The sequence below is a fragment of the Cloacibacillus porcorum genome (assembly GCF_001701045.1).
Lineage (GTDB): Bacteria > Synergistota > Synergistia > Synergistales > Synergistaceae > Cloacibacillus > Cloacibacillus porcorum.
This window is the reverse complement of the sequence record NZ_CP016757.1, coordinates 1,837,969-1,862,133: the sequence shown is the minus strand read 5'-3', so window position 1 is coordinate 1,862,133 and position 24,165 is coordinate 1,837,969. Positions and strand designations below refer to the sequence as shown.

The following is a 24,165-nucleotide window of genomic DNA, read 5'->3' as shown; positions in this document are numbered from 1 at the left end:
TTATTTAGTATGTTATAATGAAATTTACTAAATTGTCCTTATGCGAGGAGTAGATGTATCCGTGGAAAACGAAAACAAGACAACGGAAATACAGAGTGAGCCCCAGAATGCCGAGAGCAAAAAATATATAGTATACGTAATCATCGCATTCATAATTATCGCCGCCGCCGCGGGCTGGTGGTATTTTAAGAACGAAGAAAAGAAAAAGGCCGCCGCAGCCGCCGCTGCGATGGTCCCGCCTCCAGTCGTCTCTGAAATGACGGTCAAACGTTCCAACATGCCGATCACAATGGAATACACTGGACAGACGGCGGGTTTCAAACAGGCGGAGCTGCGCGCGCAGGTCGGAGGCATCATAAAGAAAAAATCATATAAAGAGGGCATGCCGGTAAAGGCCGGTCAGGTCATGTTCGTCATCGATCAGGCACCCTACCGCGCCGCCGTCAACAGGAATTACGCTTCGCTGAAGCAGAGCGAAGTGCAGATGAACCTGATGAAGTCGGATTATGACAGAGCGTCGGCTCTTTATAAGAAAAACGCCGTGAGTAAGGCTGATTTTGATACGGCGGAGTCGAACTTCAAGGCGTCGAAATCAGCGGTGGATGCGGCACGCGCCGCGCTGCGCCAATCCCAGATAGATTTGGAATGGACGACCGTCAGAGCTCCGATCGCGGGTCTGAGCGGCAAAGAAAATTATTCCGTGGGGAATCTAATCGAGGCGGGAGGGCTTCTGACTACGATCGTACAGTCAGACAAGGTCTACGTTGATTTTGCGATACCCGCCGACACATATCGTAAAAGTAAGCAGCTTGCAGAACAGGGTTTCCTTAAAACCGAAGAGGGCGGACCCTATGTGGAGCTGGCGCTGGGTGACGGTACTAAGATAGATAAAAAGGGAAAGATAGACTTCCAGAACCAGTTCGTCACGCCGCAGACCGCTTCGATCAACGCGCGCGCCGTATTTGACAACAAGGGCAACTCCCTCTATTCAGGGCAGTTTGTACGCGTCTATGTAAAAGGATATTATGTCCCCAACATCATTCAGGTGCCGCTTAAAGCCATCCTGCAGGCCAGCGAAAAATCGTTCGTTTACAAACTTAACGACGAAAATACGGCGGAAAAGGTCGAGATAACGATACTTAGGACGATAGACAATACCTGCCTTGTGGGCAAGGGGCTCGAAGAGGGAGAGAGAATAGTTCTTGACGGCGTCGGCAAGGTGCGTCCCGGCGAAAAGGTAGCAGTAGAGGGAGCAAAATAAATGTTTTCCATAATGTTTATAAAACGGCCCATTTTGGCGACCGTTTGCTCAATAGTTATCGTTATCGCGGGGATAGTGTCCATCTATACACTTCCCATCGCGCAGTTCCCTGAACTTGTGCCGCCGCAGGTCACCGTCAGCGCGCAGTATCCGGGAGCGACGCCCGAGGTCATAGCGCAGGTCGTGGCCGCGCCGCTGGAGACGCAGATAAACGGCGTCGACGACATGATATACATGAACTCTGTCAGCAACGGACAGGGAAACATGGTTCTCACCGTCACCTTTGAGCTTGGTACTGACCCCGATCAGGCGACGATAAACGTCAACAACCGCGTGCAGATGGCCACGCCCTCAATACCGGCGGAGGTCCGCCAATATGGTATCGTTGTGCAGAAGTCGTCTCCCAACCTGCTGCTCATATTCTCGCTCTTCTCGCCGCAGGGAATATACGACACGACCTATATAAGCAATTACGCGCTGCTCAACGTCGTTGACGGCCTCAAGCGCATTCCCGGAGTCAGCGACGTCAATATCTTCACAAACCAGGATTACGCTATGCGCATCTGGCTCAAGCCAGACAAGATGTCGCAGCTGGGGATAACCCCCTCCGATGTCGCCGCCGCGATACAGGACCAGAACAGCCAGTATGCTCTGGGCCGATTCGGCGACGCGCCGACGAAGGCCGATATCCAGAAAACCTACATTATGACTACGACCGGCCGTCTGACGACGGAAGAGGAATTTGAGAATATTATTATCAAGAGCATCCCTGGAGGAGAGACCGTCTATCTCAGGGATATCGCGCGTGTGCAGCTTGGCGCGAAAAACTACAGCTTCTCTGGAACGCAGAACGGCACGCCCGCCGTCCCCGTCGGGGTCACCCTCGCTCCGGGAGCCAACGCCATACACGTATGCGACGAGGTCAAGGCTCAGCTTGCCGAGGCGCAGAAAAAGTTCCCCAGCGGGCTCGTCTACGATATCCCCTATGACACCACGACCTTCGTCCGCGTATCGATAGAAGAGGTCATCATCACGCTCATAGAGGCGCTGGTGCTGGTATTCCTTGTCGTCCTGCTCTTCCTGCAGGACTTCCGCGCCACGATAATTCCCTGTCTCGCCGTCCCTGTCTCCATAATCGGGACCTTTGCGGGACTCAAAGCCTTCGGCTTCTCAATCAACACGCTGACGCTCTTTGGCGTCGTCCTGGCGATAGGGCTGGTCGTCGATGACGCGATCGTCGTCATTGAAAATGTCGACCGCCATATGGAGGAGGACGGTCTGTCTCCCTTCGACGCGACCTGCAGGGCGATGGAAGAGGTCACGGCGCCTGTCATCGCCATCGTTCTCGTGCTCACCTCCGTCTTTGTGCCGATCGCCTTCCTTGGAGGGTTCACAGGTGAACTTTATAAGCAGTTTGCGGTTACGATCGCGACCTCGGTCATAATCTCCGGCTTTGTGGCGCTCTCGCTGACTCCGGCGCTCTGCGCGATGATCCTGAAACCCTCGGACCACAAGCCAAAATTTATCTTATTTAAATGGTTCAATTCCTTCTTTGACCGCCTCACGCACGGTTTCTCATCTTCCGTGCGTGTAATGCTCAAACACGGCGTTGTCGTCTTTGTCGTCTTTCTGCTCTTTCTCGGAGCTACGGCGCGGATGGCGGTGACGCTGCCGACCTCCCTGGTTCCCGACGAAGACCAGGGGATCATCATGGAATCTATGTCCCTGCCTGACGGCAGCGCGCTCAACCAGACCGAAGAGCTGGCGAAGAAGGTCTCCGATATAACATCCTCCATGCCGGAGGTGGAGACGGCGCTCGTCTTTGCCGGATACAACATCCTCAACTCTTCCAACCAGTCCAACTATGGCGCGGGATTCATCAGGCTAAAAGACTGGGACCAGCGCAAGGGAGCGGGCGAGGATTCGTTCTCCGTGGCGAGTAAAGTGATGGGGAAGGCCTGGAGCATTCCCGAGGGGCAGGTCTTTGCCTTTAATCCGCCGGCGATCATCGGCATGAGCACCACTGGCGGCGTCGAAGGCTATCTGCAGAGCAGGGAAACCACGGATGCCGATGAAATTGAGGCCATCGTCCAGAAGTTCATTGAAGAGGCAGACAAGAGGCCGGAAATCGCGAGCGTGACGACGACCTTCTCAACGAAGGTGCCGCAGTATTACGTCTACATCGACAGGGTGAAGGCTAAATCGCTCGGAGTCAGCCTTGCGGATGTCTTTGGGGCGATGGGCAGCATCTACAGCAACTACTATGTAAATGACTTCGACAAGATGGGGCGCACCTTCCAGGTGCTCATCTCCTCCGAGTCGAATTACAGGGACAGGCCTGACGGCATCAAGTATACCTATATCCGTTCACAGAACGGCGACATGATACCGCTGGAGTCGCTGGTCGAACTGCGGCCGACGACGGGACCGGACACAATGGAGCGTTTCAACGTCTTTCCCGCCGCGAAGCTGACGGGACAGCCGGCCGCTGGTTACACCTCCGGGCAGGTGATAAAGGCCCTGGAGGAGACGGCGGCGACGCTGCCGGACGGCTATACGCTCGCCTGGACCGGTACGGCATATCAGGAGAAGCAGACCGGATCGGCGACGATGATCGCCTTCGTGCTGGGAATTATCATGGTATTCCTCATTCTGGCGGCGCAGTACGAGCGGTGGAGCCTGCCCTTCGCGGTGGTCCTATCCGTTCCCTTCGCGCTCTTCGGCGCCTTTGCCGCGACGATGCTGCGCGGCCTCTCAGACGACCTTTACTTCCAGGTGGCGCTGGTCACGCTGATCGGCCTATCCGCGAAGAACGCCATTTTGATCGTTGAATTCGCGCTGGAAGAGCACCAAAAAGGGGTGCCGCTGATGCAGGCGGCGGTAAACGCCTCGCACCTGCGCTTCCGGCCGATCATCATGACCTCGCTGGCCTTCATACTCGGAGTCCTGCCGCTCGCCATCAGTACCGGCGCGGGCGCCGCCAGCCGACACTCGATCGGAACGGGTATAATAGGCGGTATGGTGGCATCCACCGTGATCGGCATATTCTTTGTACCCTGTTTCTTTATGATGGTCATGCGGCTCTCTTCACATAAAAAGGATTCCGCAGCCGAAGATGCAGTTTCAACAGCGGAAGGGGAGGCGAAGTAAATGACTACCAGCGCGCTTTTAGCGGCACTTTTTATCGGGTCGTTTTTTCATATAGACCTGGGGCCAAAGATAACGTCTCCGCTGGCGTACGATATGCCGCCAGCCTATGTGAGCTCCGTCTCCGGCGACATCCGGGCAGACAAAGCTGCTCCGGTGGAAAAGATAACGCCAGATACCGCTTGGTGGACGCTATTTAACGAACCGGTCCTCAATCAGTGCATCGACGAGGCCTTCAGGCGCAACCGTGATCTCGAAGGAGCCCTGGCCGCTGTCGCCCAGTCGCGCGCCGCGTTCAAGGTGGCGCGCGGTGAACAGCGCCCCTCCTTGAACGCCCAGCTTGACGCTTCTCGTTCATATATTCTTGGCGGCGCGGAGGGTAAACGCGATGAGACAAATTTGCTTGAACCCGCCGGCGGCGTAAGCTACGAGATGGACCTCTGGGGCAAGCTCCAGAAGGCTACCCGCGCGGCGAGAGAAAACATCCTTGCGACCGAAGCGGCGAAGAACACGGTCCGTCTGTCATTGGCTGGCGAGGTGGCGAAGAATTACTTCTCACTGCGCGCCGCCGACCGGCAGATACAAATCGCCCAGGAAAACCTCAAGTCACAGCAGAGGACACTTGACCTGAGCAAGTACCAGTACGAACAGGGACAGGTCAGCGAGCTGGAGGTGCGGCGCAACGAGGCCCTTGTCGCCTCTACGGCGGTACAGGTCCAGCAGCTGCAGCTGGCGATGACGCAGTACGAAACCTCGCTGCTGCTGCTGATGGGACGCGACCCCAAAGAGTTCGCCGCGCGCGAAGTGCCGCGCGGGGCATACATAGCGGAACTTCCGCCCTGTCCCTCAATTCCAGAGGGGCTCCCTGCGGAGCTGTTGACTCAGCGCCCCGATATACTGCAGGCGGCCTTCAACTACCGCACGGCGCTCGCTAACATTGGCTCCGCTAAGGCGGCGCAGTATCCGACGATCTCTCTCAGCGGCCTGATCGGAAACGTCAACAACTCGGTGAGCGATATGCTGGACGGCCCGACGGGCTGGGCGGCGGCGGCCGGGATCGTAGCGCCGCTCTATAACGGAGGGAAGCTTGAGGCAAACGTAAAAAAAACAGAGGCGGCGGCCCAGCAGGCGCTCGCCCAGTACTATAAAACTGTACAGAACGCGATGAAAGAGACTATCGACGCCATCAACGCCAACGAAAAGAGCGAAGAGGTCGTAGCCCTGGAGATCAAGCAGGAAGAGGCCCAGCGCAGGGCCTTTGAACTGGCGCAGAGCCAGTACCTTGACGGAATGACAAGCCAGCTTGACCTGCTGGACGCCCAGCGCAGCCTGCTCGCCGTACAGCTGCAGCTTGAGGGCAGCCGGGCGGACCGTCTCAATTCGGCGGTCGGCCTTTGTCTCGCGCTTGGCGGAGGCTGGCAGTACCGCGCGGGCGATGATCTTGAGACGAAAGAGCTGCCAACTCCCTGGAAAGATAAAAAAGAGGCGGGAAAAAAGCAATAATTTTTCAAAAGGGGCTGGCATAGTTCGGGAAGTTATGCTATTATATCTCCCGTTGATTGCGCGGATATAGCTCAGCTGGTAGAGCATTAGCTTCCCAAGCTAAGGGTCGCGGGTTCGAATCCCGTTGTCCGCTCCAAAAGAGGCCAACGTGGCTCAGCAGGTAGAGCAGCGCACTCGTAATGCGCAGGTCTCCGGTTCGAATCCGGACGTTGGCTCCATTTAACTATTAAGGGCTTGGGTGAGTTATCCCAGGCCCTTTTTTGTGGCTATCCTATATGATGATTGGACTTTCAGGATACGGGGGAAGGGACGGAGATATGATACTAAGTGTAAGCCGAAGGACCGATATTCCTGCTCATTACGCGGAATGGTTTTTCAACAGGATTCGGGATGGCTTTGCTTTAGTCAGGAATCCGATGAACTTTCACCATGTGAGCAGGATAAATATTACGCCGGACGCCGTCGACGGCATAGTATTTTGGACTAAAGATCCCACGCCGATGCTGCCAAGGCTGGGAGAGCTTGCGCGGTATCATTATTACTTTCAATTTACCTTAAACTCATACGCTGCCGACGTGGAACCTGGAGTTTGCTCGAAGGCGGGGCACATCATTCCGACGTTCAAAAGGCTCTCCGATATGATCGGTCCAGAACGCGTGATCTGGCGTTATGATCCGATATTGATAAATGAAAAATACACGTCTGCCTATCACATAAAATACTTTGAACGCCTTGCCCGCAGTCTGCGTAGTTATACGAAAAAATGTGTCTTCAGCTTCATAGACCTTTATCGCAGCACACGAAAAGACCTGGCGGAGCTCTCAGTTCACCCTCTCGTGCCGGAGCGGAAGTCCATGCTGGCGAAATCCATCTCCGATATCGCTTCCTCCTATGAACTGCGTTTGGAGAGCTGTGCCGAAGACATCCAGCTGGAGTACTGCGGCGTCGCTCACGGACGCTGCGTGGACGCCGATTTGCTGGGGAAAATCTCCGGCCACAGGATTGAGGCTAAAAGAGATAAAAATCAAAGGACGGCGTGCGGCTGTGCGGAAAGCGTCGATATCGGGATGTACGGCACCTGTCCCAGCGGCTGCAGATACTGTTACGCGAACCGGAGCATGAGGAATGTCGCGCGAAACGTCGCGAGGCACGATCCGGTCTTGCCGCTGCTGTGCGGAGAGATCGGCCTGGGGGATAGTATCTCGGAGCGGAAGACGCCTCCGTGCCGTAGATGCCGCCAGGGCAATATATTCAGCTGATTTTGCGTGACAGACGCCGGTACTTTACGTATAGCTCCGGGCTGACTTTTACCGCCGCCATATGATAAGATATTTCAGATGCCGCGGTGCTATTTGAATGGGCATTTTATTGTGGATAACGAATATGGCATTGGCTCTATAAAGTCTGTCGTATATATATAGAGAGAGGGCATATTATTTGGATAAGAAAAATATGATAAACGAGGCTCCGGGACTCAGCGCGCCGATCGCGGGCAAGAAGATCTTTTTTGTACGCCACGGAAAGACGGAATGGAACAACCTGTTCCGTTATCAGGGCGTCACCGATATCCCGCTATGTGAGGAGGGACGCGAGCAGGCCCGCAAGACCGGGCTGCGCTTCGCCGGTGCGGAGATAGATGCTGTGATCAGCAGCCCTCTTTCCCGCGCCTATGAGACGGCGGAGAATATCGCTGCTCACCACGTGGGCATTAAAGTGGAAAGGCTGAATCTTCTGGAAGAGGTAAACTTTGGCGAGTGGGAGGGGCTTACAGTCAAAGAAATAAAAGAGCGCTTCGGTGAAGAGCTCTTTTATAAATGGCGCAGCAACCAATTGCATGTCGACGCACCCGGCGGAGAGAGCATGGAGAAGCTGTATGAAAGGTCCGCGCAGGTCGCAAAAATACTGCTGGAGCGGCCGGAGGATAATATCGTCGTCGTCGGCCACGGCGCGATGCTGCGCGGGCTGTTCCTGCCGATGCTCGGGCTGCCGCGGTCAAACATATTTTGGAAGACGCGCATCGATAATTGTTCCATCTCCGCGTTCAGCGTGGAGGCGGGAAACAGATTCGTCCTCGCCTATCTAAACGATACGCTGCATCTGAAGATGAGCGAGGCCGTGGTAACTTCAATGCCGATATTATAGAGTCAATTTAAATATAATGTGGTAAAATGTCTAGAGTTAGTTACCTTGTCTCTGAGAAAAGAGTGTGATGAGATGAGTACAGGTGCGGAACATAATATCGATCAGCGGCGCGACGACTCCCAGTTATGGAGAGAATGCGCAGCCGGAAGCGAAGAGGCGAGGGAAGAATTGATCCTTGCCAATCGTCCTATGGTTTATTGGCTCGCAAAGAAATTAAAGGTCCCCTACAGCACATATCAGGATCTCATTCAGGAGGGGATGCTCGCTCTGATAAATGCAGTCGATTCTTTCGATGTCGAAAGAAATATCCGTTTTTCCACCTTTGCCTATTACAAAATTCGCGGAAGAATGATCAACTTTCTCCAGCGTGTGGAGGCCAAAGCACCAATTCCTGTTGACGAGGCCGTGTTTATTGACGAGAGTACGGATAATTCTCTGCTCTATAATGAGTCGAGCCGCAGCGAATGGTCTATAGATCTGGAAAATGCGCTTTCGCAGCTTTCAGAGAGGGAATCCGAGATCATCAACGCCCTTGTCATGGAGGGGCGTGTCGCCCGTGAAGTGGCGGATGAAAAGAACATCGACATCAGCCATGTCTACCGTATAAGAAGAAAAGCGCTCGCGAAGCTAAAATCGTGGCTGGGAATAAAAGAATCCGAGGCCACATCGGGGATATAAATCGGGATAATTCTATTATCTTGAATTTATGAGGATGGATGCTGATGAAACAGAAGACAGCCAGACTTCAAAGATGGCTCGACCGTCTTACGGCGGCCTGTGAAAATCATAAATGGAAATCGGCGGTTGCCGAGGCCGACTGTCTCTCCGCTGAACTTAAGCAGGTGAGGGAGGAGCTTTGGGATCAGGCCGAAAATGAAGCGGTGCCCCGGCCGGCATTTTTTCGGCTTCGGAGCTGCGCTTCCTTTGGTGCAAAATCATTCGGTATCGCGATAGTAATAATCTGCCTTTCGACATTCCCCATCGCCGTAGAGAGCGGAAATCCGCAGCGTGTGGCTGCTCTTGCCACCGGCGCGGAGAGCCATTTTGAAGAATTCGCCCTTGTTACGACGGAGGAAAAGGAGCTCCTTCAGCTTCTGCGAAAAAATCTCAATGAAAGTAATATCGCCATTAAAACAGCGGAGGAAAAATCTCCCGGGCTTAAGAAGAATTTTACAGCCAAAGCTGTGGAAAAGCCTGTGGTGCAAATTTCCGCCGAACGTCCCACTGTCAAGCAGAGGGCCGAAAATAAGATAAAGGCCGAAGACCTTCTTACGCTTATTCAGATAGGCGAGAAGAGTCTGAGGGGCAGTGAGCCTGCAATCAAAATCGTCAATTAATTTTTTAGCCCTTGTATTTGAGGAGTGGTGTGTGTGTTAAAACGAGCGAAGCCTTTTGCTCTGGCATTGATTATTGTCGCCTTCGCGGCGACTTCCGCATTATCAGCCGAAGAAAACGCGCTGGAGAATGCAGCGGAAAACATCCCTTCGGCGCAGACTGAGACCGTCTCTGCGGATAAACCTCAGGAACCGGCCCCCGCTCCTGAAGAGGAGGACCTTACCGGCCCCGTCATCGTAAGTATGGACCTCCAAGGTAATCAGGAGGTCAATCGTGACCATATAATGAGCGTGGTGACCTCGAAGGTCGGGCAGCACGTAGACGAAGAGAAGCTGCGCAAGGATGCCGAAGCTATCTTTGAACTCGGTTTCTTCAATGCGACAGACTATAAGGTAACCGACGAAGGCGACGGCGTAAAGGTCACCTTCCTTGTACAGGAAAACCCAAAAGTCGGAGAGATCAAATTTGTCGGCAACACCGTCTATTCAGAGGATAAGCTCAAGAGCGCGATCTTTACGCAGCCGGGCATGATATTCAACAGGACCTTCTTCCGCAACGACCTCCAGAGGATAAAGGAAAAATATCAGGAAGACGGCTACGTAATGGCAAATGTGAAGGATGTGAAGATCGATGGCGATGTCATCACCGTCGAGATCATCGAGCCAAAAATATCCGAGATCGTCATACAGGGAAACAAAATCACCAAAAAGAAGATCATCGAACGCTATTTAAAGATAAAGGTTGGAGAACTCTTCAACGCCAACAAGCTTCGTCTGACGCTGAACCGCCTGCAGGGGCTGGGATACTTCAGCGACGTCAACGTGAACTTCGAGCCGGGGGAGAATCCCGACGACGTGATAATCGTCCTTACCGTTGAAGAGGCGCGTACCGGCAAGCTTGGCTTCAACGTGGCTTACGGAACGCAGAGCGGTTTTGGCGGCGGTATGAGTTATGAAAACTTCAATATCGGCGGCGCCGGTCTGAAACTCAGTGTCGGTTTCGAGCTGGGAGACAGAGAGGAATATTGGCTCTCCTTCGAACAGCCCTACATGAGCAGCAAGATCACGGCTTGGAAGGTCGGTATTTATAAACGAGCCTGGGACGATGTTTACTACTATCAGAATGACAAGCAGTACCTTGAGTATGACAGGGATAAATATGGAGCTTTTATAGGCTTCGGTAAGAAATTCCGTGAAGAATCCAAGTACAACTGGTATATGCTGCTTGACTGGCATAATACGAAGAACGACAATGTCAGGGAAAGAGATGGATTCAGAGAGGACTATCCTGACGGTAAAGTTGGTCCCAACGGACTGACTAGAGAAGAAGAACTGCGGAGAATAAAAGAAGAAGAGCTTGGTGAAGGTACTTACTACTCGGCAACGCTTTCTTTCCGGAGGTTCAATATTGATGAATATGCTCCTTATACCAGAGGAGATGTTGAGAGTATTAGTTTTCAGTTTGGTAAAGCAAACGTTGAAGATCAAGATTACAATTATATGAAGTATTGGTTTGAGAGCAGATTCTATTTCCCTGTTGGTAATTTCCTTAAGGATATCTTTGAGACGACCTTCCTCAATGGTTACGAGGACAAGCCGGTACTCTTTGCAGCACGCCTGATCGCAGGGTCATCTACAGGTGATGTGCCTTATGACGAAATGTACACCGTTGGCGGTGACACGACGCTAAGGGGATACGAGGATGATTACCAGCATGGTACGAATATGGTTTTGGGCAACTTTGAACTTCGTATACCTATGCAGAAAATGCTGAGCTTTGTAGTATTCTACGATGTAGGCCGTGCTTGGGATATGGGATCATATCGTTCGGTTGGCAACGACGACTGGGGCTCGTCTCCAGGTATCGGTATCCGTCTGAATACCCCTCTGGGAAATCTGCGTCTTGACTACGCGGACGGTGACGAAGGCAGGTTCCATTTTGGCTTCGGAGAACTGTTCTAAGAAGACAACAAAAGAACGTATAAAAATAGTTGCGGCAATTTTAATTGCCGCGACTTTTATTGTGTTCTCAAATTTCAAAGAGGCCTCCGCGTCGATTCTCGTAGAAGGGCTGCCTCTTTGGCAGAGTACGCTCGCCGAGCAGAGCCTGAAGGCCGTCCATGACAGTATGCCCACGGGACAGAGGGCCGACTATCAGGCTGAAATTTTGCAGACTGTCGCCTCAAGGCTCTTCTCAGGTTATAAGATAGATGCCTCCGCAGGCGAGGACGACAATATAACCGTCCAATTTTCTCCCGAGGGAGAAATAACCCCTTGGAACGTGGAGGTCAGGACTCCGCAGCTGCAAAACCCGCCGCTTGAGTGGTTCAGCGAAGATGTCCAGTATCTGCGCGGAGAGACAATGATCCTGCTTCAAGGAGTCCCGCTTGAATCTTTGAGTTGGTCCGATAAGGCATTACAGGAAGAGATCGAGAAACTCGCCGGCACGAAACTGCCCGGCTGGGCCCCCTCTCTGTTGCTGACTACGAAGGATGAGCGGCATCTCTTGACGATAACCTTCGCGCCGCAGATGCCGATGATATTGGCTGTTAATCCGACACTGGTATCCAACTCTCTGCCGACGCTCCTTCACGGAGAGCTGCGCGAGGGGCTGATGGGGCAGTTCGCGCCGTTTATCGGGATCCCCGTTATCTGGGCTTCTAAGCATTCCGCGGACATGAGCCGCTGGGCGGAGGACTATATAAATGAACGCCGTATCACGGAACGCTCTGCCTCGAAGGCCGAGGCAGAATTTCAGCCCTCGCAGATATCACAGATCAACGTCAGAGTTGAGAGCCGCTACTACACCATCGGCGCCTGGGCGGCGATATATGCCGGAACTGCGGATAAATCAGCGGAGCTGGGAGTACATATTGGCCGTAAGGTAGAGCTCTTTCCTGAGGTTGATATGGAGGCCTACGCTGAGGGTATCCTCGGACTGCAGGAGTGGAATATAAACGGCCGCTTTGGTCTGCGCTGGCGGTCTATCCGTGATTTTTGGATCGGCGGTGAATGGGATACGAAGGACGAAATGATGTGGGGAAAGCTTTCCATGGACCCGCAGCTTCGTAAGCCCTATTTCTGGCTCAGATTCAGGGAGGACGGCAAGTTCAACGGCGCCATCGGCTGGAGGGCGACGGAGAACATATCTTTTGAGGTTGAATATGATGCCCGCGACAATGATCGTTGGAGCCTTAAAATGCTTGGCAACCTATAGCATTCTATAGAGAGGATTGAGTACGATAGCAAAGAGCATTACGCTTGGCCAGATTGCAGAGATGACGCACGGAGAGGTGAAGGGGGATCCAGAAATAAAGGTCTCCTCTATCTGTGCGCCGGAAAAGGCCGGAGAAAACAGTATTTCGCCGCTGTGGGAGAAAAAATTCGTTCCGCAGGTGAAGAAAGGGACCGTTCTCTTCACTAAAAGAGGATGGATCAACGACAGCTGTGCCGGCGTGGAGGTGGATGATCCGCGTGTAGCGCTGATCGCGCTGCTCAGCTATTTTGACGATACCCCTATACGCACAACTGACATATCCGACCGCGCGATTATTGCCTGTTCCGCGCAGCTCGGCGACAACGTCTCAGTGGGAGCTGGCGCGGTGATACGAGACAACGTGAAGATCGGCGACAACACTGTAATAATGGAAAACGTCGTCATTGACGAGTATACGGAAATCGGCAGCAGCTGCCTTATCGAGCCGGGAACTATGATATACCACCATACGAAGATCGGTAACAGGTGCGTACTTCATACAAATTCCGTCATCGGCTGTGAAGGCTTTGGTTTTGTCCCTGATCCCAAGGCTGGACTGATAAAGATTCCCCAGATAGGCATCGCTCACCTTGACGACGGGGTGGAGATCGGCGCCTGTTCGGCGGTTGACCGCGCGACCTTTGGAGAGACCTATATCGGTCCGTATGCAAAGATTGACAGCCATGTGAAGATCGGCCATAACTGCGAGATCGGCGGTTATACGATTGTCGTCGCGCAGTCCGGCATCGCGGGCAGCACGAAGATTGGCAGGGGCGTTATCATGGCGGCTCAGTCCGGCGCCTCGAACCACGCCACCATCGGGGACGGCTGCACAGTAGGCGGTCGGGGCGGCGTATCATCCGACATTCCCGCCGGTTCCATTGTGTCCGGTTTCCCGGCGCAGGATCATAAAAAGGAGCTTCGCCAGCAGGCCGCCGTGAGGCAGCTGCCGGATTTTATGCGCAGTGTAAGAGAGCTTGCCAAAAAGGTCGAGCGTCTTGAGAGAGAACATGAAGACGCTTAAGAATGAGATCAAAATAGGCGGAGTCGGACTGCACTCCGGCGAGGAATCTACACTGTGGATGCGCCCCTGCGGCTCCGCCGGCATCTATTTTCGTAATAAAAGCGGCCTGTCGCCGGTGACGGAGGCCGTCGTGGAGGAGGATAGCCGTCTGACCGGCTTCTCGCTTCCGAACGGCGCCGTCGTAAGGACGGCCGAGCATCTGCTTGCGGCAATCGCAGGAATGGGACTTGAGGCAGTTGAGCTCGAACTTACCGGCAATGAGGTTCCTATCCTTGACGGAAGCGCCTTCCCCTTTGCCGAGGCGATCAAGAATTGCGGTTTTGAAGAGATCGACGGAAAACGGAAGAAGCGTGCCATCGCGGCGCCTCTCTTTCTGGAAGAAAACGACGGCGGACGTCTGCTTGCCGCGGCTCCCGCGGAGAAGCTGACGGTCACTTATATAATTGATTATTCGGGAACGCCGATCGGCACCCAAAAAGTCAAATATGATATCACAAGCGAGACTTTTTATAATATAATTTCTAAGGCCCGTACGTTTGGGCTCACCTCTGAGCTGGACTATCTGAAGCAAAACGGACTTGCGAAAGGCGGGACTCTGGATAATGCACTGGTCTTTGATGAAAAGGGACTGGTCGGCGGACAGCGGCTGCGTTTTCCGCTTGAGTGCGTGACACACAAGGTCATTGATTTGCTTGGAGACCTGACTTTAGCGGGAGAGATACCGACAGCCCATTATGTGGCCGTCGCGGCGGGGCACAGCATCCACGGGAAGCTGACGCGCCGTATAAAAACTTTGTTTCCCTAATAGGCAGTAAAGATTTGATGAGAGATAAATAAGGAGGAAAAATCAATGCAGATACACATCAATCAGATAATGGAGCTTCTTCCGCATCGTTATCCCTTTTTGCTTGTAGACAGGATCGAGGAGATCATCGATACAGGCAAACTAAAACAGGTTACCGGTTATAAGAATGTATCTTTCAACGAGCCGTTTTTTCAGGGACATTTCCCAGACGAACCGGTGATGCCGGGAGTGCTCATCCTCGAGTCTATGGGGCAGGTGGGAGCGATGCTTCTTAAATTGCAGCCTGAGTTCCAGAACGGCGACAGAAAGCTTGTATATTTGACATCAATAGACAACGCCAAGTTCCGCAAACCGGTGAAGCCTGGCGACCAGCTTCGTACCACCGCAAAGCTTAAACGCCGCCGCGGCAATATGGGCAAGTTTGAATTTGTCGCCAAGGTCGACGATGAGATAGTTGCCGAAGCCGAAATGGGCTTCGTCATCGCCTCCGGGTTGACGCTTGAGGCGGAATAGAGAAGATGAGCGTCCAAATACATCCGACAGCTATTGTGGACAAAGACGCGGAGTTAGGCGATAACGTAAATATTGGTCCTTATTGTATCGTCGACGCGAAGACCAAGATCGGCTCGGGAACAATACTGAGAGCCTTTTCCAGGGTCTGCGACTACACAAAACTTGGCTCTGGCTGTGTTATCCACGAACACGCCGTGATCGGCGGCGTACCGCAGGATCTCAGCTATAAGGGAGAGGAAACTTGGGCTGTCATCGGCGACAGGGTTGTCTGCCGGGAATATGTCACCATCAACCGTGCCGTTGGCGAGGGTGAGTCGACCACGGTGGGGGACGGCTGCTTCATTATGGAGGGTGTGCATTTTGCCCATAACGTCCATGTTGGCAGAGAATGTACGGTCGCAAACAAGGCCGGCCTCTCGGGTCATGTCCATGTAGGAGACTACGTCGTTATCGGCGGTATGACCGGTTTTCATCAGTTCACGCACATCGGCTCATACTGCATGGTCGGCGGTCTTTCGCGTATCACGCAGGACGTCCCGCCCTATTGTCTCGCCGCGGGGATACCGATGCGCGTCTATGATATCAACAAGGTCGGACTGCGCCGCCGCAATATAGATATTCAGACGCGCCGGAAGATACGTGATATGTACAAGCTGATCTATAATTCAAAGCTCACCGTAAGGGAGGGGCTGCGCCAGGTACAGGAGAAATATCCTGATGACCATGAGGCGCAGATGATTCTCGACTTCGCGGCGAACAGCACAAGGGGCTTCACTCCGCGTATGACGCAGGATTGGCACCATAAGACAGAGGATAAAGTTGATTAAACTATTCGCGATGGATGTCGACGGCACTTTGACCGATGGCGGCATTTATATGGACGGCTCCGGCAACGAACTGAAGCGTTTCGACGTTCAGGACGGGCAGGGGATAGCGCTGCTCCTGCGAAGCGGGGTCAAGGTCGTCTTCATCAGTGGCCGTTACTCCGCGCCGACGCAGCAGCGTGGCGACAACCTCAAAATATCGCGCTGCATCAACGGCACGGACGACAAGCTGCGGGACCTTCGCTCGCTTACTGCTGAATGGGGAATAACCGCCGCGGAGACCGCCTACGCCGGGGACGATACGCCGGATATCGAATGTATCAAATGGTCCGGAGTTGGTTTCGCCGTCGCCAACGCCCATCCGTCTGTAATCGCATGCGCGGATTACGTCACGGACCGGTGCGGAGGCAGAGGCGCCGTGCGTGAGTGTGCGGACAGAATAATCAGGCTGAATAGTGGAGAAGACCGTTGAATAGTTCTGATAAATTTTCTTTTAGAATGAGGGCGCTCGACCGATTTATCCTGGGAGAGCTCAAGGCGCCCTTTTTCTTCGGGCTCATAGCCTTTACCATAATTCTTGTAGCCGGTGGCCTGCTCTTTCAGATGGCGGATCTTATCATCCAGAAGGGCGTCTCGATTGGTATTGTGATCAGGCTCTTCCTGTACTACATGCCAAGGCTCGTCGTCTTTACCATCCCCATGAGCTGCCTGCTCGCGGCGCTGCTGGGTTTTGGCAAACTTTCGGCGAACTCCGAGCTTGTGGCGCTGAAATCTGCGGGGCTCTCTTTTCAGCGTATTGTGCGTCCGGTGGTGATCGCGGCCTTCTTCGTCTCGATATGCGCCTTTTTCATCAACGAAAGCATCGTGCCGATGAGCGAGCGCGCCGCGGCTAACGTGATGAAATACGAGGTCCTGCGCGAATCGGCGCCGATCTTTACGCAGAAGGTCTTCCTCAAAGAGGAGAGCGACGGCGTGATAAAGCGCGTGATTTACGTCGACCAGATGGATAATTCCACCAAGGACATGAAGGACGTGACGGTGGAAGAGTTCGAAGAGGGCCGTCTCGCGCGGATAATATCGGCACAGCGCGGCAAATGGGTCGACGGCAGCTGGTGGCTTGAGGACGGCGCGGTCTATGAGATAAAGAAAGAGACCAAAGAGGTGGGACTGCTCTTTAAGTTCAACCGTCAGGCGCTCACTCTCAATCTCGGACCGGACGAGATCTCCACCAAGTCCAGTTCTCCCGATGAGATGACAATTCCGGAGCTCGTCACCGCCGTGAAGCTCAAAGAAAAGATGGGCGAGGGCACGGGAGACCTTTGGATGGCGCTTCAGCTGAGGATTGCCGTTCCCTGGGCCTGCCTGATATTCGCGATGCTGGGAGCCGCGCTCGGCAGCAGGCCGCAGCGTTCAAGCTCTGGCGTAGGGCTGGGATACAGCGTCATTATCATCTTTGTCTACTACGTGATAATGTCGTTCAGCCGAGCCCTCGGCGAGAGCGGCACTCTTCCGCCCTTCGTCGCCGCCTGGACGGCCAACGCGGTATTTCTTGTTATCTCCATCTGGCTCTGCTCGCGGGCAAACAGGCTGGGATAATAAAGTAAGATACAAAAATGGCACAAAAAGAGGACGTCCCTGTCACATCGCGGCGGACGTCCTCTTTTTGGGATAGGCCATATTTGGAGATAAATGGAAAGTTTTTGACAGCGGCACAGGCTGGTTTTGCGGGCAACTATCTAAAGGTGACGATACCAGCTTCCTTAGCTGGACAGGATATTCTGGAAATTGTCCAAGACAACAAAAATAAACAGTATATGCCGCCCGCCTGCTGCCAATATTGCTAACCACCACGGCGAGCTGTTTATGCTAATTCGGTGCTTATCGAAGGTTGTTAAATAAAAGGCGCGGCGTTAGAGTTTGCGGCAGTTTCTCTCTCCCGTATCCTCAAGTACCATATATGTTACGGTGAGGAAGCCCAGCCTGTTAAGCTCCACGAGTATCGCGTCGAGTTCCTTCATCGTTGCGGTGACCGCCTCTATTACGCATTCCGTGTCGCCGGTCACCAGCCATGACCTCAGCACGCCTGGAATATCCTTAAAAAGGCCAAGCTGTGAAAACTCCGAGCGCTCCGCGGCGCGTGAGGCACTTTTGTATTTAAGAGAGATCAGTGCGTGCAGCGGGCGGCCAAGGACATTATAGTTGATAACCGGCCTGTATCCCGCGATGAGTTCTTCGTCCTCCATACGCCTGATCCGCTCTCTGACGGCGGGAGCGGTGAGCCCCACGATCTGCCCGATCTCCGTAAAGGTGGAACGGGCGTTATCCTGCAGCGTCTCAAGTATTTTCCAGTCTGTCTCGTCCAGCGTTATCTGTCTCTCTCTCATTTTGCCTCTCCAATCCCGAATAAACGACATCTTTGTGCGATTATACCAAAACTGAAGCGAAAATAGCGAACTGATTTAGTTTTTTTAGTAAAGCTGCCTAAGTTCTTTCAGCTCTCTATGGCTGAAAACGACCTCTTCTGCGAAAATATAATCACAAAGAACGAGCGGCACCAAGATAATAAATACAACAGATACAGGAGGATATGAAGATGAAATTCACACTCAGAACGCCGGTTTATCTCAAGAAATGGTACGACATGGATGGAAAAGAAAACCTCTCCACGAACTGCGGCTACAGGGAATTCAGCGCGGAGGATCGGAAGAAGGCCGGAGAGGTCAACAACATGCTGATGCTCGGACTTGCGGCGGTCGCCTGCGTTGCCGGCGCGGCAATATACGTTATCGCCTAGAACGATGAGAGGGCCGCAATTAAAAAGGGTGAGCTGACGACAATAGGTCAGCCCACCCTTTAATTTTTTCCGGAGATTACTTTAAGATCAGTTTTTCCTCTCCCTTTATGAACCTTCCAATCAGCGCCGTCTCGGCAAAACCGTTTTTCCTAAGTATCGCGGCGACCTCTTCAGCCTCGCGCGGCGGGATCGCGAGCAGCAGTCCGCCCGATGTCTGGGGGTCAAAGGCGATGTCCTCTGCAAAACGTCCCATAGGCGAGTAGTTGACGACCTTAGCGCCGATATATTTCTTGTTCTCATAGGAACCGGCCGGTATCAGCCCCATATCCGCCATCTCCGCTATTCCGGGCAGCAGCGGGATCTTCGCGCAGTCTATCTCCAGCGAGACCCCCTCTGATGCAAGGTCGAGCGCGTGGCTGGCCAGTCCGAAGCCCGTAAGGTCCGTACAGGCGTTTACCGCCATGCGAAGCCTCTTGGGCAGCAGCGGCGGTACCGCGTTGAGCCTTGCCATATTAAGCTCCGCCGCCTCGGTGTTCTCCGGTGAGAATAGCCCCGCCTTGATCGCCGTGACGGCGATCCCCGTGCCTATCGGCTTCGTAAGGATGAGCGAATCACCCTCCTTGGCGCTGCCGACGGTCCACATTTCGTTGCTCTCCACCTCGCCAAAGACGACGAGGCCGTACTTCGGCTCCTCGTCCTGCACGCTGTGGCCGCCCGCCAGCATCGTCCGTGCCTCGATTACCTTGCGCGCGCCGCCCTCCAGGATATCCTGCAGCACGGAGATCGGCTCGCAGGAGGTAGGGAAGCAGACGACGTTCAGTGCGATTATCGGTCTGCCTCCCATAGCGTATACGTCGCTGAGCGAGTTCGCCGCCGCGATCTCGCCGAACCTCTTCGGATCGTCGACCACCGGGGTGATAAAGTCGATCGTCAATATCCCGATCCGTTCATCGGTTATCTTCCAAAGCGCCGCGTCTTCGCCGTGATTCCAGGAGGCGAGCAGCTCCTCCGAACGAAAGACTGGAAGATTCTTTAATATACTGTCAAGCTCCGCCGGAGCTATCTTTGCCGCTCAGCCGCTTGTGCGGGCGCGTTCCGTCAGCCTCATCCGATACTCACTCCTTATGCCATGCGTAAATGGTGAACATCCGCCGCGGCAAATATTTTTTCTCCCTCACCGGTCTGCACGACAAGCGCGCCCTCCGGCGTGATATCCGTCGCCCTGCCGTTGAATACCTCTTCGTCCTGCATCACGCGGATATCCTTCCCTATCGTATCACAGCTCGTCCGGTAAAGCGCGAGCAATTTCGCCGCGCCGCCGCGAGAGGTAAGAAGGCACATGAAACCGGCGAAGCGGTCGAGAAATTCCACCAGCAGCTTCCATCTGGCAAACTGTCTTCCGCTTTCGATACAAACGGAGGTGGCGACTGCGGATATATCGTCGGGGATGTCGGCGGATTCCATATTGACGTTGATACCGATGCCCGTAACCGCGTAATATATCCGGTCCGGCTCGCCGGAGGCCTCGCTAAGGATGCCGCAGAGCTTCCTGCCGCGGCAGAGGATGTCGTTGGGCCACTTCAGCTCCGCGGGAATGCCGCAGAGCTCCCGCAGCGTCTTCTTAACGGCAAGCCCGGCGGCGAGATTCAGCAGCTGCACCTCGCCAGGCTTCAGCGCCGGGCGCAAAAGCATGGAGAACATCAAATTTTTCTCGTCTAGGCTCTGCCAGCTTCTGCCGCGGCGTCCGCGCCCTTCGCTCTGCCGTTCCGTAAGCGCCAGAACGCCAGCCTCGGCCTCCTGCAGCGCGAGCTTTTTTATCACCTTCTGCGTGGAGTCCGTCTCCTTCATATAGATACATCTGTTAAAAAGGGGATTGCCTCGCAGGAAATATTCTATCATCGTCGGGCTGAGCCTTTGGAGCCCCTCTATCCCGTCAAGACGGTACCCCCTCTGCGGGACCGATTCAACGGGGACGCCCTCGTCCCTGAGGGCGCAGACGGCCTTGAATACCGCCTGACGCGAAGATGAGAGCTTTTGAGTCAGCAGCGAGCTGGGTATGATTTCCCCGGGGTTTTCCATCAGCATCTCAAATATCATTGCGCGGCTGGTAGCCTCGTCATTTGTCTTTGCCATTTTGCCACTTCCCTCGGTCGACTTCGGTAAAATTATATACGATTTTGTTCTTTTGCGGTTATAATAAAAATTGATTCGTATTTTCAGGAGGGGTTATTGATGGTAGTGTTGCCCATATCGACCGTCATGACGGACCTGCGTTCATCGTTTGATGAGCTGCGTGAAAGTCTTTGACCTGCCTTCCATCGAGGCAAAATTAAAGGAACTTCATAAGATAACGGAAAAAGAGGATTTCTGGGGCTCGCCGGAGGCCCAGGAGGTGTCGCGTGAATTCTCCCGCTGCCAGGCGAGCCTGGACAGAGCGGCGGAGATGAGGGGCGAGTTCGAGGATATCGAGGCGATCGCAGAGATACTGGCCGAGGCGGAGGACCCGGAGCTTGAGAAAGAGTTCTATTCCCGCGCCGAGAAGCTCGAAAAGGTCATCGAAGAGTACCAGACGCTGATCCTGCTCGACGGAGAATATGACGCGGGCGACGCGATAATGACGGTTCACGCCGGCGCCGGCGGCCTGGACTCGCAGGATTGGGCGCAGATGCTCTACCGCATGTACATGCGCTGGGCGGAAAATCGCGGCTATACGGTAAAACTGATAGACGAGCTTCCCGACCAGGAGGCCGGCATAAAGAGCGTCACCATATCGGTATCGGGAGATTACGCCTACGGCTACCTCAAGGGTGAGCAGGGCGTCCATCGGCTTGTGCGCATCTCTCCCTTCGACTCCGCGAAGCGGCGCCATACGAGCTTTGCCTCCGTAGAGGTCATGCCGGTGCTGCCGGAGAGCGTTGAAATAGAGATCCGTCCCGAAGACCTCAAGATGGATACCTTCCGTTCCAGCGGCGCGGGCGGCCAGTACGTCAACATGACCGACTCGGCGGTGCGTATTACGCACATCCCCTCGGGCATCATCGTCAGCTGCCAGACCGAGCGCTCACAGCACATGAACAGGGCGACCGCGATGCAGGTGCTTCGTTCAAAACTCTTCGAGCGGACGCTGCGGGAACGCCAGGAACAGCTTGACAGCATACAGGGAGAAAAGCGGAGCATAGCGTGGGGCAGTCAGATACGTTCATACACGCTGCAGCCCTTTCAGCTGGTCAAAGACCACCGCTCAGGCTGCGAGATCGGAAACGTGCAGGCGGTGCTTGACGGCTCGCTCGACGAGCTGATCATGTCGTATCTTAGATTCCTCAAAAACGAAAAATAGCGCAGGTGGAGGATAATATGAAAAAAATCATAACAGCCATAACAGCGGCCGCCGTTCTCGCCGCCCTCATCGCGGGAGCGGCCGCCGCTGCGGGCAAATTTGTACCCAGCGACCCGGTGCTGCCCCTTTCGAAGATAAAGCCCGGAATGACGGGTTACGCGCGGACGGTGCTCTCTGGTACGGAGATAACGCCCTTCAAAGTTACGATACTGGGAATCGTTCCCAAAAAGACGAGCCCCAAAAACCTCATCCTCATCCGTGTAGAGGATAAATATGTGCGTGAAAACGGCGGTATCGCCTCTGGCATGAGCGGCTCCCCAGTCTACGTGGACGGCAAACTGATAGGTGCGATCGGCTACGGCTGGTCATTCGCCGACAATAATCTTGGCCTTGTCACTCCGATAGAAGAGATGTCTAAAGCTATGGATTGGCCCGAAAAACTGCCCTGGTTCGATATTCCCGAAGTAGCGGCGGAGCAGCCGGCGAGCGCCGATAAAAAGGCCGCAGAGACATCCGGAGATAAGACGGTGTCCGAGGATAAAAAACCGCTGTCAGGCGATGCGGAGGCGCTCTCCGCCGACGGCGTCGAGGTAGTGTCGGGCGAAAAACTTGAAAAAAAGATGATGCCGCTGACTGTGGACGGCATCAGCGGCCGCTACGCGAAACGCCTCGAAGATAAGCTGGGGCTCCGCGTCGTTCAGCTTGGCTCTTCCGCCGAGGGCGCCAGCCCGGTAAACCTCAAATGGGAGCCCAAGCCCGGCGCGGCGATGGGAGCGGCGCTTGCCTGGGGCGACTTCGTGGCCGGCGGTATCGGAACGCTGACCGCGGTTTCCAAAGACGGACGTTTCGTCGCCTTCGCCCACCCGATGTTCAATCGCGGCAGCGTCTCCTACGCGATGATGGATGCCAGCATCTTAAAGATAATCCCCAGCATGGAGAGCTCCTTCAAACTTGGCTATCTGGGCAAGATCACCGGTCTTGTGACGCAGGACCGCCCGGAGGCGATCGGCGGTACCCTCGGTCAGCTTGCCGCCGCCTCAAGCTACACGGTAAACTTCCGCGACGTCGAGACCAACAAGAGCGAGACAAAACGTTTCCAGACCGTCGCCGATCCCTATCTCGGACCGGAGATCGGCACGACCGGTCTCTTGGGGATAATCGACAGCCTCTGGGCCCAGCGTGGCTCGGGTACGGCGCTGATATCCTATTCAGTCTCCGGCGGTAATCTTTCGCCAGCCTGGACGCGCCGCAACATCTTCTACTCCGATAAAGACGTCGTCAAATCCCTCCAGAAGGAGATCGAGGCGATGGGCAAGGTGATGTCGCTGAACCCCTTCCGAGAGATCAGCCCCTACGGCGTACAGCTCGACGTCGAGATGACCAAGACCCCGCGGATCGTCTTTATCGAAAAGATCGAGATTGCCGACGAGAAGTCCTTTTACAAGCCCGGCGACAAGGTAAAGGTGGACGTCACATTCCGCCCTTGGAGAAAGGCGCCTCTTGTAAAGAGCTTTGAGCTGACCGTGCCCGAGGACGCGATCTCCTTCTGTGAGATAACCGTACGCGGCGGCGGTATTGAGGAACCGACACAGGAGCCGCTGCTGACCGGTACGCGCGCGATAACGACCTTCAATGAGCTGCTGAGCGAACTCAAGGCCAAAGAGACGAACAACCAGATAATCGTTGAGATCGACGGCCCCGAAAGAGACGCGCTGAAAAAGAAAAAGGCCAAGACCACGACTGCCAAGGAGAAGGAAAAGATTGCCGGATCCTCCGCCGTCAAGGGCGGCGGCGCGGAGGCAAAAAAGCCGGAACCTGGACGCGGCCCGCAGCCGCCAAAGAAGGGCGACAAAGAATCGTTTACCCCAGGAGACCTCCTTGAAGACCGCTTTGTAAGCGAGATCAAGGCGGAGCGTATAAAAGAGGGTGCGATGGTGATCGCCGATACAAATTATTACATCGAGGGCGTGCTGCGCAAATTCATTAAAATAAAGAGCGGCCTGCCGATGGATATGATCAGCGACGACGAGCTGGCGGAGATCATCGCCTCAAAGACGGCGGAAAACACCGACGGCGATGAGGCGGAAGATGATACGCCGCCGGAGGAGGACGGCGGAGAAGAAGACAGCTTCTCTATACTGATGCCGAAAGGCCGCTGAACGCGAAAATCACCACCTGTTTACCGATAATAGTAACATAGGAAAAAGACACAAAATCCGCCCCGC

At 54.3% G+C, this 24,165-nt stretch carries 21 protein-coding genes and 2 tRNA genes; 20 read left to right on the top strand and 3 right to left on the bottom strand.

Features of this window, described 5'->3' with window-relative positions:
• The first annotated feature begins 61 nt into the window (after nucleotides 1–61).
• The 17 genes from BED41_RS08305 (at nucleotide 62) to BED41_RS08225 (ending at nucleotide 17,405) form a co-directional block, all read left to right on the top strand.
• Nucleotides 62–1,261, top strand: coding sequence for an efflux RND transporter periplasmic adaptor subunit (locus BED41_RS08305; protein WP_168160249.1), 1,200 nt, complete (start codon nucleotides 62–64; stop codon nucleotides 1,259–1,261).
• Entirely contained in the window at nucleotides 1,262–4,411 is a 3,150-nt protein-coding gene (locus BED41_RS08300) for an efflux RND transporter permease subunit (protein ID WP_066744788.1), read from the top strand.
• Nucleotides 4,412–5,911: an efflux transporter outer membrane subunit gene (locus BED41_RS08295; RefSeq protein ID WP_066744786.1), complete on the top strand. Its 1,500-nt coding sequence runs from the start codon at nucleotides 4,412–4,414 to the stop codon at nucleotides 5,909–5,911. It begins immediately after the preceding gene.
• 60 nt (nucleotides 5,912–5,971) lie between these two features.
• Nucleotides 5,972–6,047: transfer RNA gene (locus BED41_RS08290), tRNA-Gly, on the top strand.
• 6 nt (nucleotides 6,048–6,053) lie between these two features.
• Nucleotides 6,054–6,129 (top strand) — tRNA-Thr (locus BED41_RS08285).
• 99 nt (nucleotides 6,130–6,228) lie between these two features.
• The gene (locus BED41_RS08280) at nucleotides 6,229–7,170 is read left to right on the top strand and encodes a DUF1848 domain-containing protein (protein ID WP_066744784.1); all 942 of its coding nucleotides are present in this window, start codon (nucleotides 6,229–6,231) and stop codon (nucleotides 7,168–7,170) included.
• Nucleotides 7,171–7,348: 178 nt separating this feature from the next.
• A complete protein-coding gene (locus BED41_RS08275; protein ID WP_084002348.1) occupies nucleotides 7,349–8,053 on the top strand; it encodes a histidine phosphatase family protein in 705 nt (234 codons plus the stop codon).
• A gap of 72 nt (nucleotides 8,054–8,125) precedes the next feature.
• A complete protein-coding gene (locus tag BED41_RS08270; RefSeq protein ID WP_066744782.1) occupies nucleotides 8,126–8,731 on the top strand; it encodes a sigma-70 family RNA polymerase sigma factor in 606 nt (201 codons plus the stop codon).
• Between the two features lie 44 nt (nucleotides 8,732–8,775).
• The gene (locus BED41_RS08265; protein ID WP_066744781.1) at nucleotides 8,776–9,390 is read left to right on the top strand and encodes a hypothetical protein; all 615 of its coding nucleotides are present in this window, start codon (nucleotides 8,776–8,778) and stop codon (nucleotides 9,388–9,390) included.
• A gap of 33 nt (nucleotides 9,391–9,423) precedes the next feature.
• Entirely contained in the window at nucleotides 9,424–11,349 is a 1,926-nt protein-coding gene (locus tag BED41_RS08260) for a BamA/OMP85 family outer membrane protein (protein WP_066744778.1), read from the top strand.
• 61 nt (nucleotides 11,350–11,410) lie between these two features.
• Nucleotides 11,411–12,604: a hypothetical protein gene (locus tag BED41_RS08255; RefSeq protein ID WP_157102307.1), complete on the top strand. Its 1,194-nt coding sequence runs from the start codon at nucleotides 11,411–11,413 to the stop codon at nucleotides 12,602–12,604.
• A gap of 16 nt (nucleotides 12,605–12,620) precedes the next feature.
• Nucleotides 12,621–13,667, top strand: a complete 1,047-nt coding sequence (lpxD, locus tag BED41_RS08250; RefSeq protein ID WP_066744775.1) for a UDP-3-O-(3-hydroxymyristoyl)glucosamine N-acyltransferase — start codon at nucleotides 12,621–12,623, stop codon at nucleotides 13,665–13,667.
• Nucleotides 13,642–14,472, top strand: a complete 831-nt coding sequence (gene lpxC / locus BED41_RS08245) for a UDP-3-O-acyl-N-acetylglucosamine deacetylase (RefSeq protein ID WP_084002347.1) — start codon at nucleotides 13,642–13,644, stop codon at nucleotides 14,470–14,472. The genes lpxD and lpxC overlap by 26 nt, the downstream gene beginning before the upstream one ends.
• Before the next feature lie 45 nt (nucleotides 14,473–14,517).
• The gene (gene fabZ, locus BED41_RS08240; RefSeq protein WP_066744773.1) at nucleotides 14,518–14,985 is read left to right on the top strand and encodes a 3-hydroxyacyl-ACP dehydratase FabZ; all 468 of its coding nucleotides are present in this window, start codon (nucleotides 14,518–14,520) and stop codon (nucleotides 14,983–14,985) included.
• Between the two features lie 5 nt (nucleotides 14,986–14,990).
• Nucleotides 14,991–15,812, top strand: a complete 822-nt coding sequence (gene lpxA, locus BED41_RS08235) for an acyl-ACP--UDP-N-acetylglucosamine O-acyltransferase (RefSeq protein WP_066744771.1) — start codon at nucleotides 14,991–14,993, stop codon at nucleotides 15,810–15,812.
• Nucleotides 15,805–16,281: a KdsC family phosphatase gene (locus tag BED41_RS08230; RefSeq protein ID WP_066744769.1), complete on the top strand. Its 477-nt coding sequence runs from the start codon at nucleotides 15,805–15,807 to the stop codon at nucleotides 16,279–16,281. Before lpxA ends, BED41_RS08230 begins: the two co-directional genes overlap by 8 nt.
• Complete coding sequence (locus BED41_RS08225; protein ID WP_084002346.1) at nucleotides 16,278–17,405, top strand: LptF/LptG family permease; 1,128 nt, start codon at nucleotides 16,278–16,280, stop codon at nucleotides 17,403–17,405. The genes BED41_RS08230 and BED41_RS08225 overlap by 4 nt, the downstream gene beginning before the upstream one ends.
• A 314-nt stretch (nucleotides 17,406–17,719) precedes the next feature.
• On the opposite strand, the gene BED41_RS08220 is transcribed toward BED41_RS08225, so the two are convergent.
• Complete coding sequence (locus tag BED41_RS08220; RefSeq protein WP_066744765.1) at nucleotides 17,720–18,193, bottom strand: Lrp/AsnC family transcriptional regulator; 474 nt, start codon at nucleotides 18,191–18,193, stop codon at nucleotides 17,720–17,722.
• A 209-nt stretch (nucleotides 18,194–18,402) separates the two neighbouring features.
• Here BED41_RS08220 and BED41_RS08215 point away from each other — a divergent pair, with 209 nt between their 5' ends.
• Entirely contained in the window at nucleotides 18,403–18,603 is a 201-nt protein-coding gene (locus BED41_RS08215; protein ID WP_066744764.1) for a hypothetical protein, read from the top strand.
• Between the two features lie 76 nt (nucleotides 18,604–18,679).
• Here BED41_RS08215 and selD read toward each other — a convergent pair whose 3' ends face one another.
• Together selD and BED41_RS08205 are read right to left on the bottom strand one after the other, a co-directional pair.
• The gene (gene selD / locus BED41_RS08210) at nucleotides 18,680–19,711 is read right to left on the bottom strand and encodes a selenide, water dikinase SelD (protein WP_084002344.1); all 1,032 of its coding nucleotides are present in this window, start codon (nucleotides 19,709–19,711) and stop codon (nucleotides 18,680–18,682) included.
• Between the two features lie 14 nt (nucleotides 19,712–19,725).
• Nucleotides 19,726–20,736 carry a biotin--[acetyl-CoA-carboxylase] ligase gene (locus BED41_RS08205; protein ID WP_066744760.1) on the bottom strand — a complete coding sequence of 337 codons (1,011 nt, stop codon included), beginning with the start codon at nucleotides 20,734–20,736 and terminating at the stop codon, nucleotides 19,726–19,728.
• Between the two features lie 99 nt (nucleotides 20,737–20,835).
• Between BED41_RS08205 and prfB the strand changes: the two genes are divergently transcribed.
• Nucleotides 20,836–21,940, top strand: a protein-coding gene (gene prfB, locus BED41_RS08200) for a peptide chain release factor 2 (RefSeq protein WP_157102306.1) whose coding sequence is annotated in 2 segments (ribosomal slippage) — nucleotides 20,836–20,907 and nucleotides 20,909–21,940 — 1,104 coding nt in all. Because the reading frame shifts where the segments join, the coding sequence is not laid out codon by codon here.
• A gap of 17 nt (nucleotides 21,941–21,957) precedes the next feature.
• Nucleotides 21,958–24,099 (top strand): SpoIVB peptidase S55 domain-containing protein, encoded by a 2,142-nt coding sequence (locus tag BED41_RS08195; protein ID WP_066744756.1) that lies wholly within the window; start codon nucleotides 21,958–21,960, stop codon nucleotides 24,097–24,099.
• Nucleotides 24,100–24,165 lie beyond the last annotated feature (66 nt).

What these genes read in the sequence shown, in the direction of transcription:
- BED41_RS08300 (WP_066744788.1), top strand. Translation starts at nt 1,262, where the DNA reads ATGTTTTCCATAATGTTTATAAAACGGCCCATTTTGGCGACCGTTTGC.
- BED41_RS08295 (WP_066744786.1), top strand. Translation starts at nt 4,412, where the DNA reads ATGACTACCAGCGCGCTTTTAGCGGCACTTTTTATCGGGTCGTTTTTT.
- BED41_RS08280 (WP_066744784.1), top strand. Translation starts at nt 6,229, where the DNA reads ATGATACTAAGTGTAAGCCGAAGGACCGATATTCCTGCTCATTACGCG.
- BED41_RS08270 (WP_066744782.1), top strand. Translation starts at nt 8,126, where the DNA reads ATGAGTACAGGTGCGGAACATAATATCGATCAGCGGCGCGACGACTCC.
- BED41_RS08265 (WP_066744781.1), top strand. Translation starts at nt 8,776, where the DNA reads ATGAAACAGAAGACAGCCAGACTTCAAAGATGGCTCGACCGTCTTACG.
- fabZ (WP_066744773.1), top strand. Translation starts at nt 14,518, where the DNA reads ATGCAGATACACATCAATCAGATAATGGAGCTTCTTCCGCATCGTTAT.
- lpxA (WP_066744771.1), top strand. Translation starts at nt 14,991, where the DNA reads ATGAGCGTCCAAATACATCCGACAGCTATTGTGGACAAAGACGCGGAG.
- BED41_RS08220 (WP_066744765.1), bottom strand. Translation starts at nt 18,193, where the DNA reads ATGAGAGAGAGACAGATAACGCTGGACGAGACAGACTGGAAAATACTT.
- BED41_RS08215 (WP_066744764.1), top strand. Translation starts at nt 18,403, where the DNA reads ATGAAATTCACACTCAGAACGCCGGTTTATCTCAAGAAATGGTACGAC.
- BED41_RS08205 (WP_066744760.1), bottom strand. Translation starts at nt 20,736, where the DNA reads ATGGCAAAGACAAATGACGAGGCTACCAGCCGCGCAATGATATTTGAG.
- BED41_RS08195 (WP_066744756.1), top strand. Translation starts at nt 21,958, where the DNA reads ATGAAAAAAATCATAACAGCCATAACAGCGGCCGCCGTTCTCGCCGCC.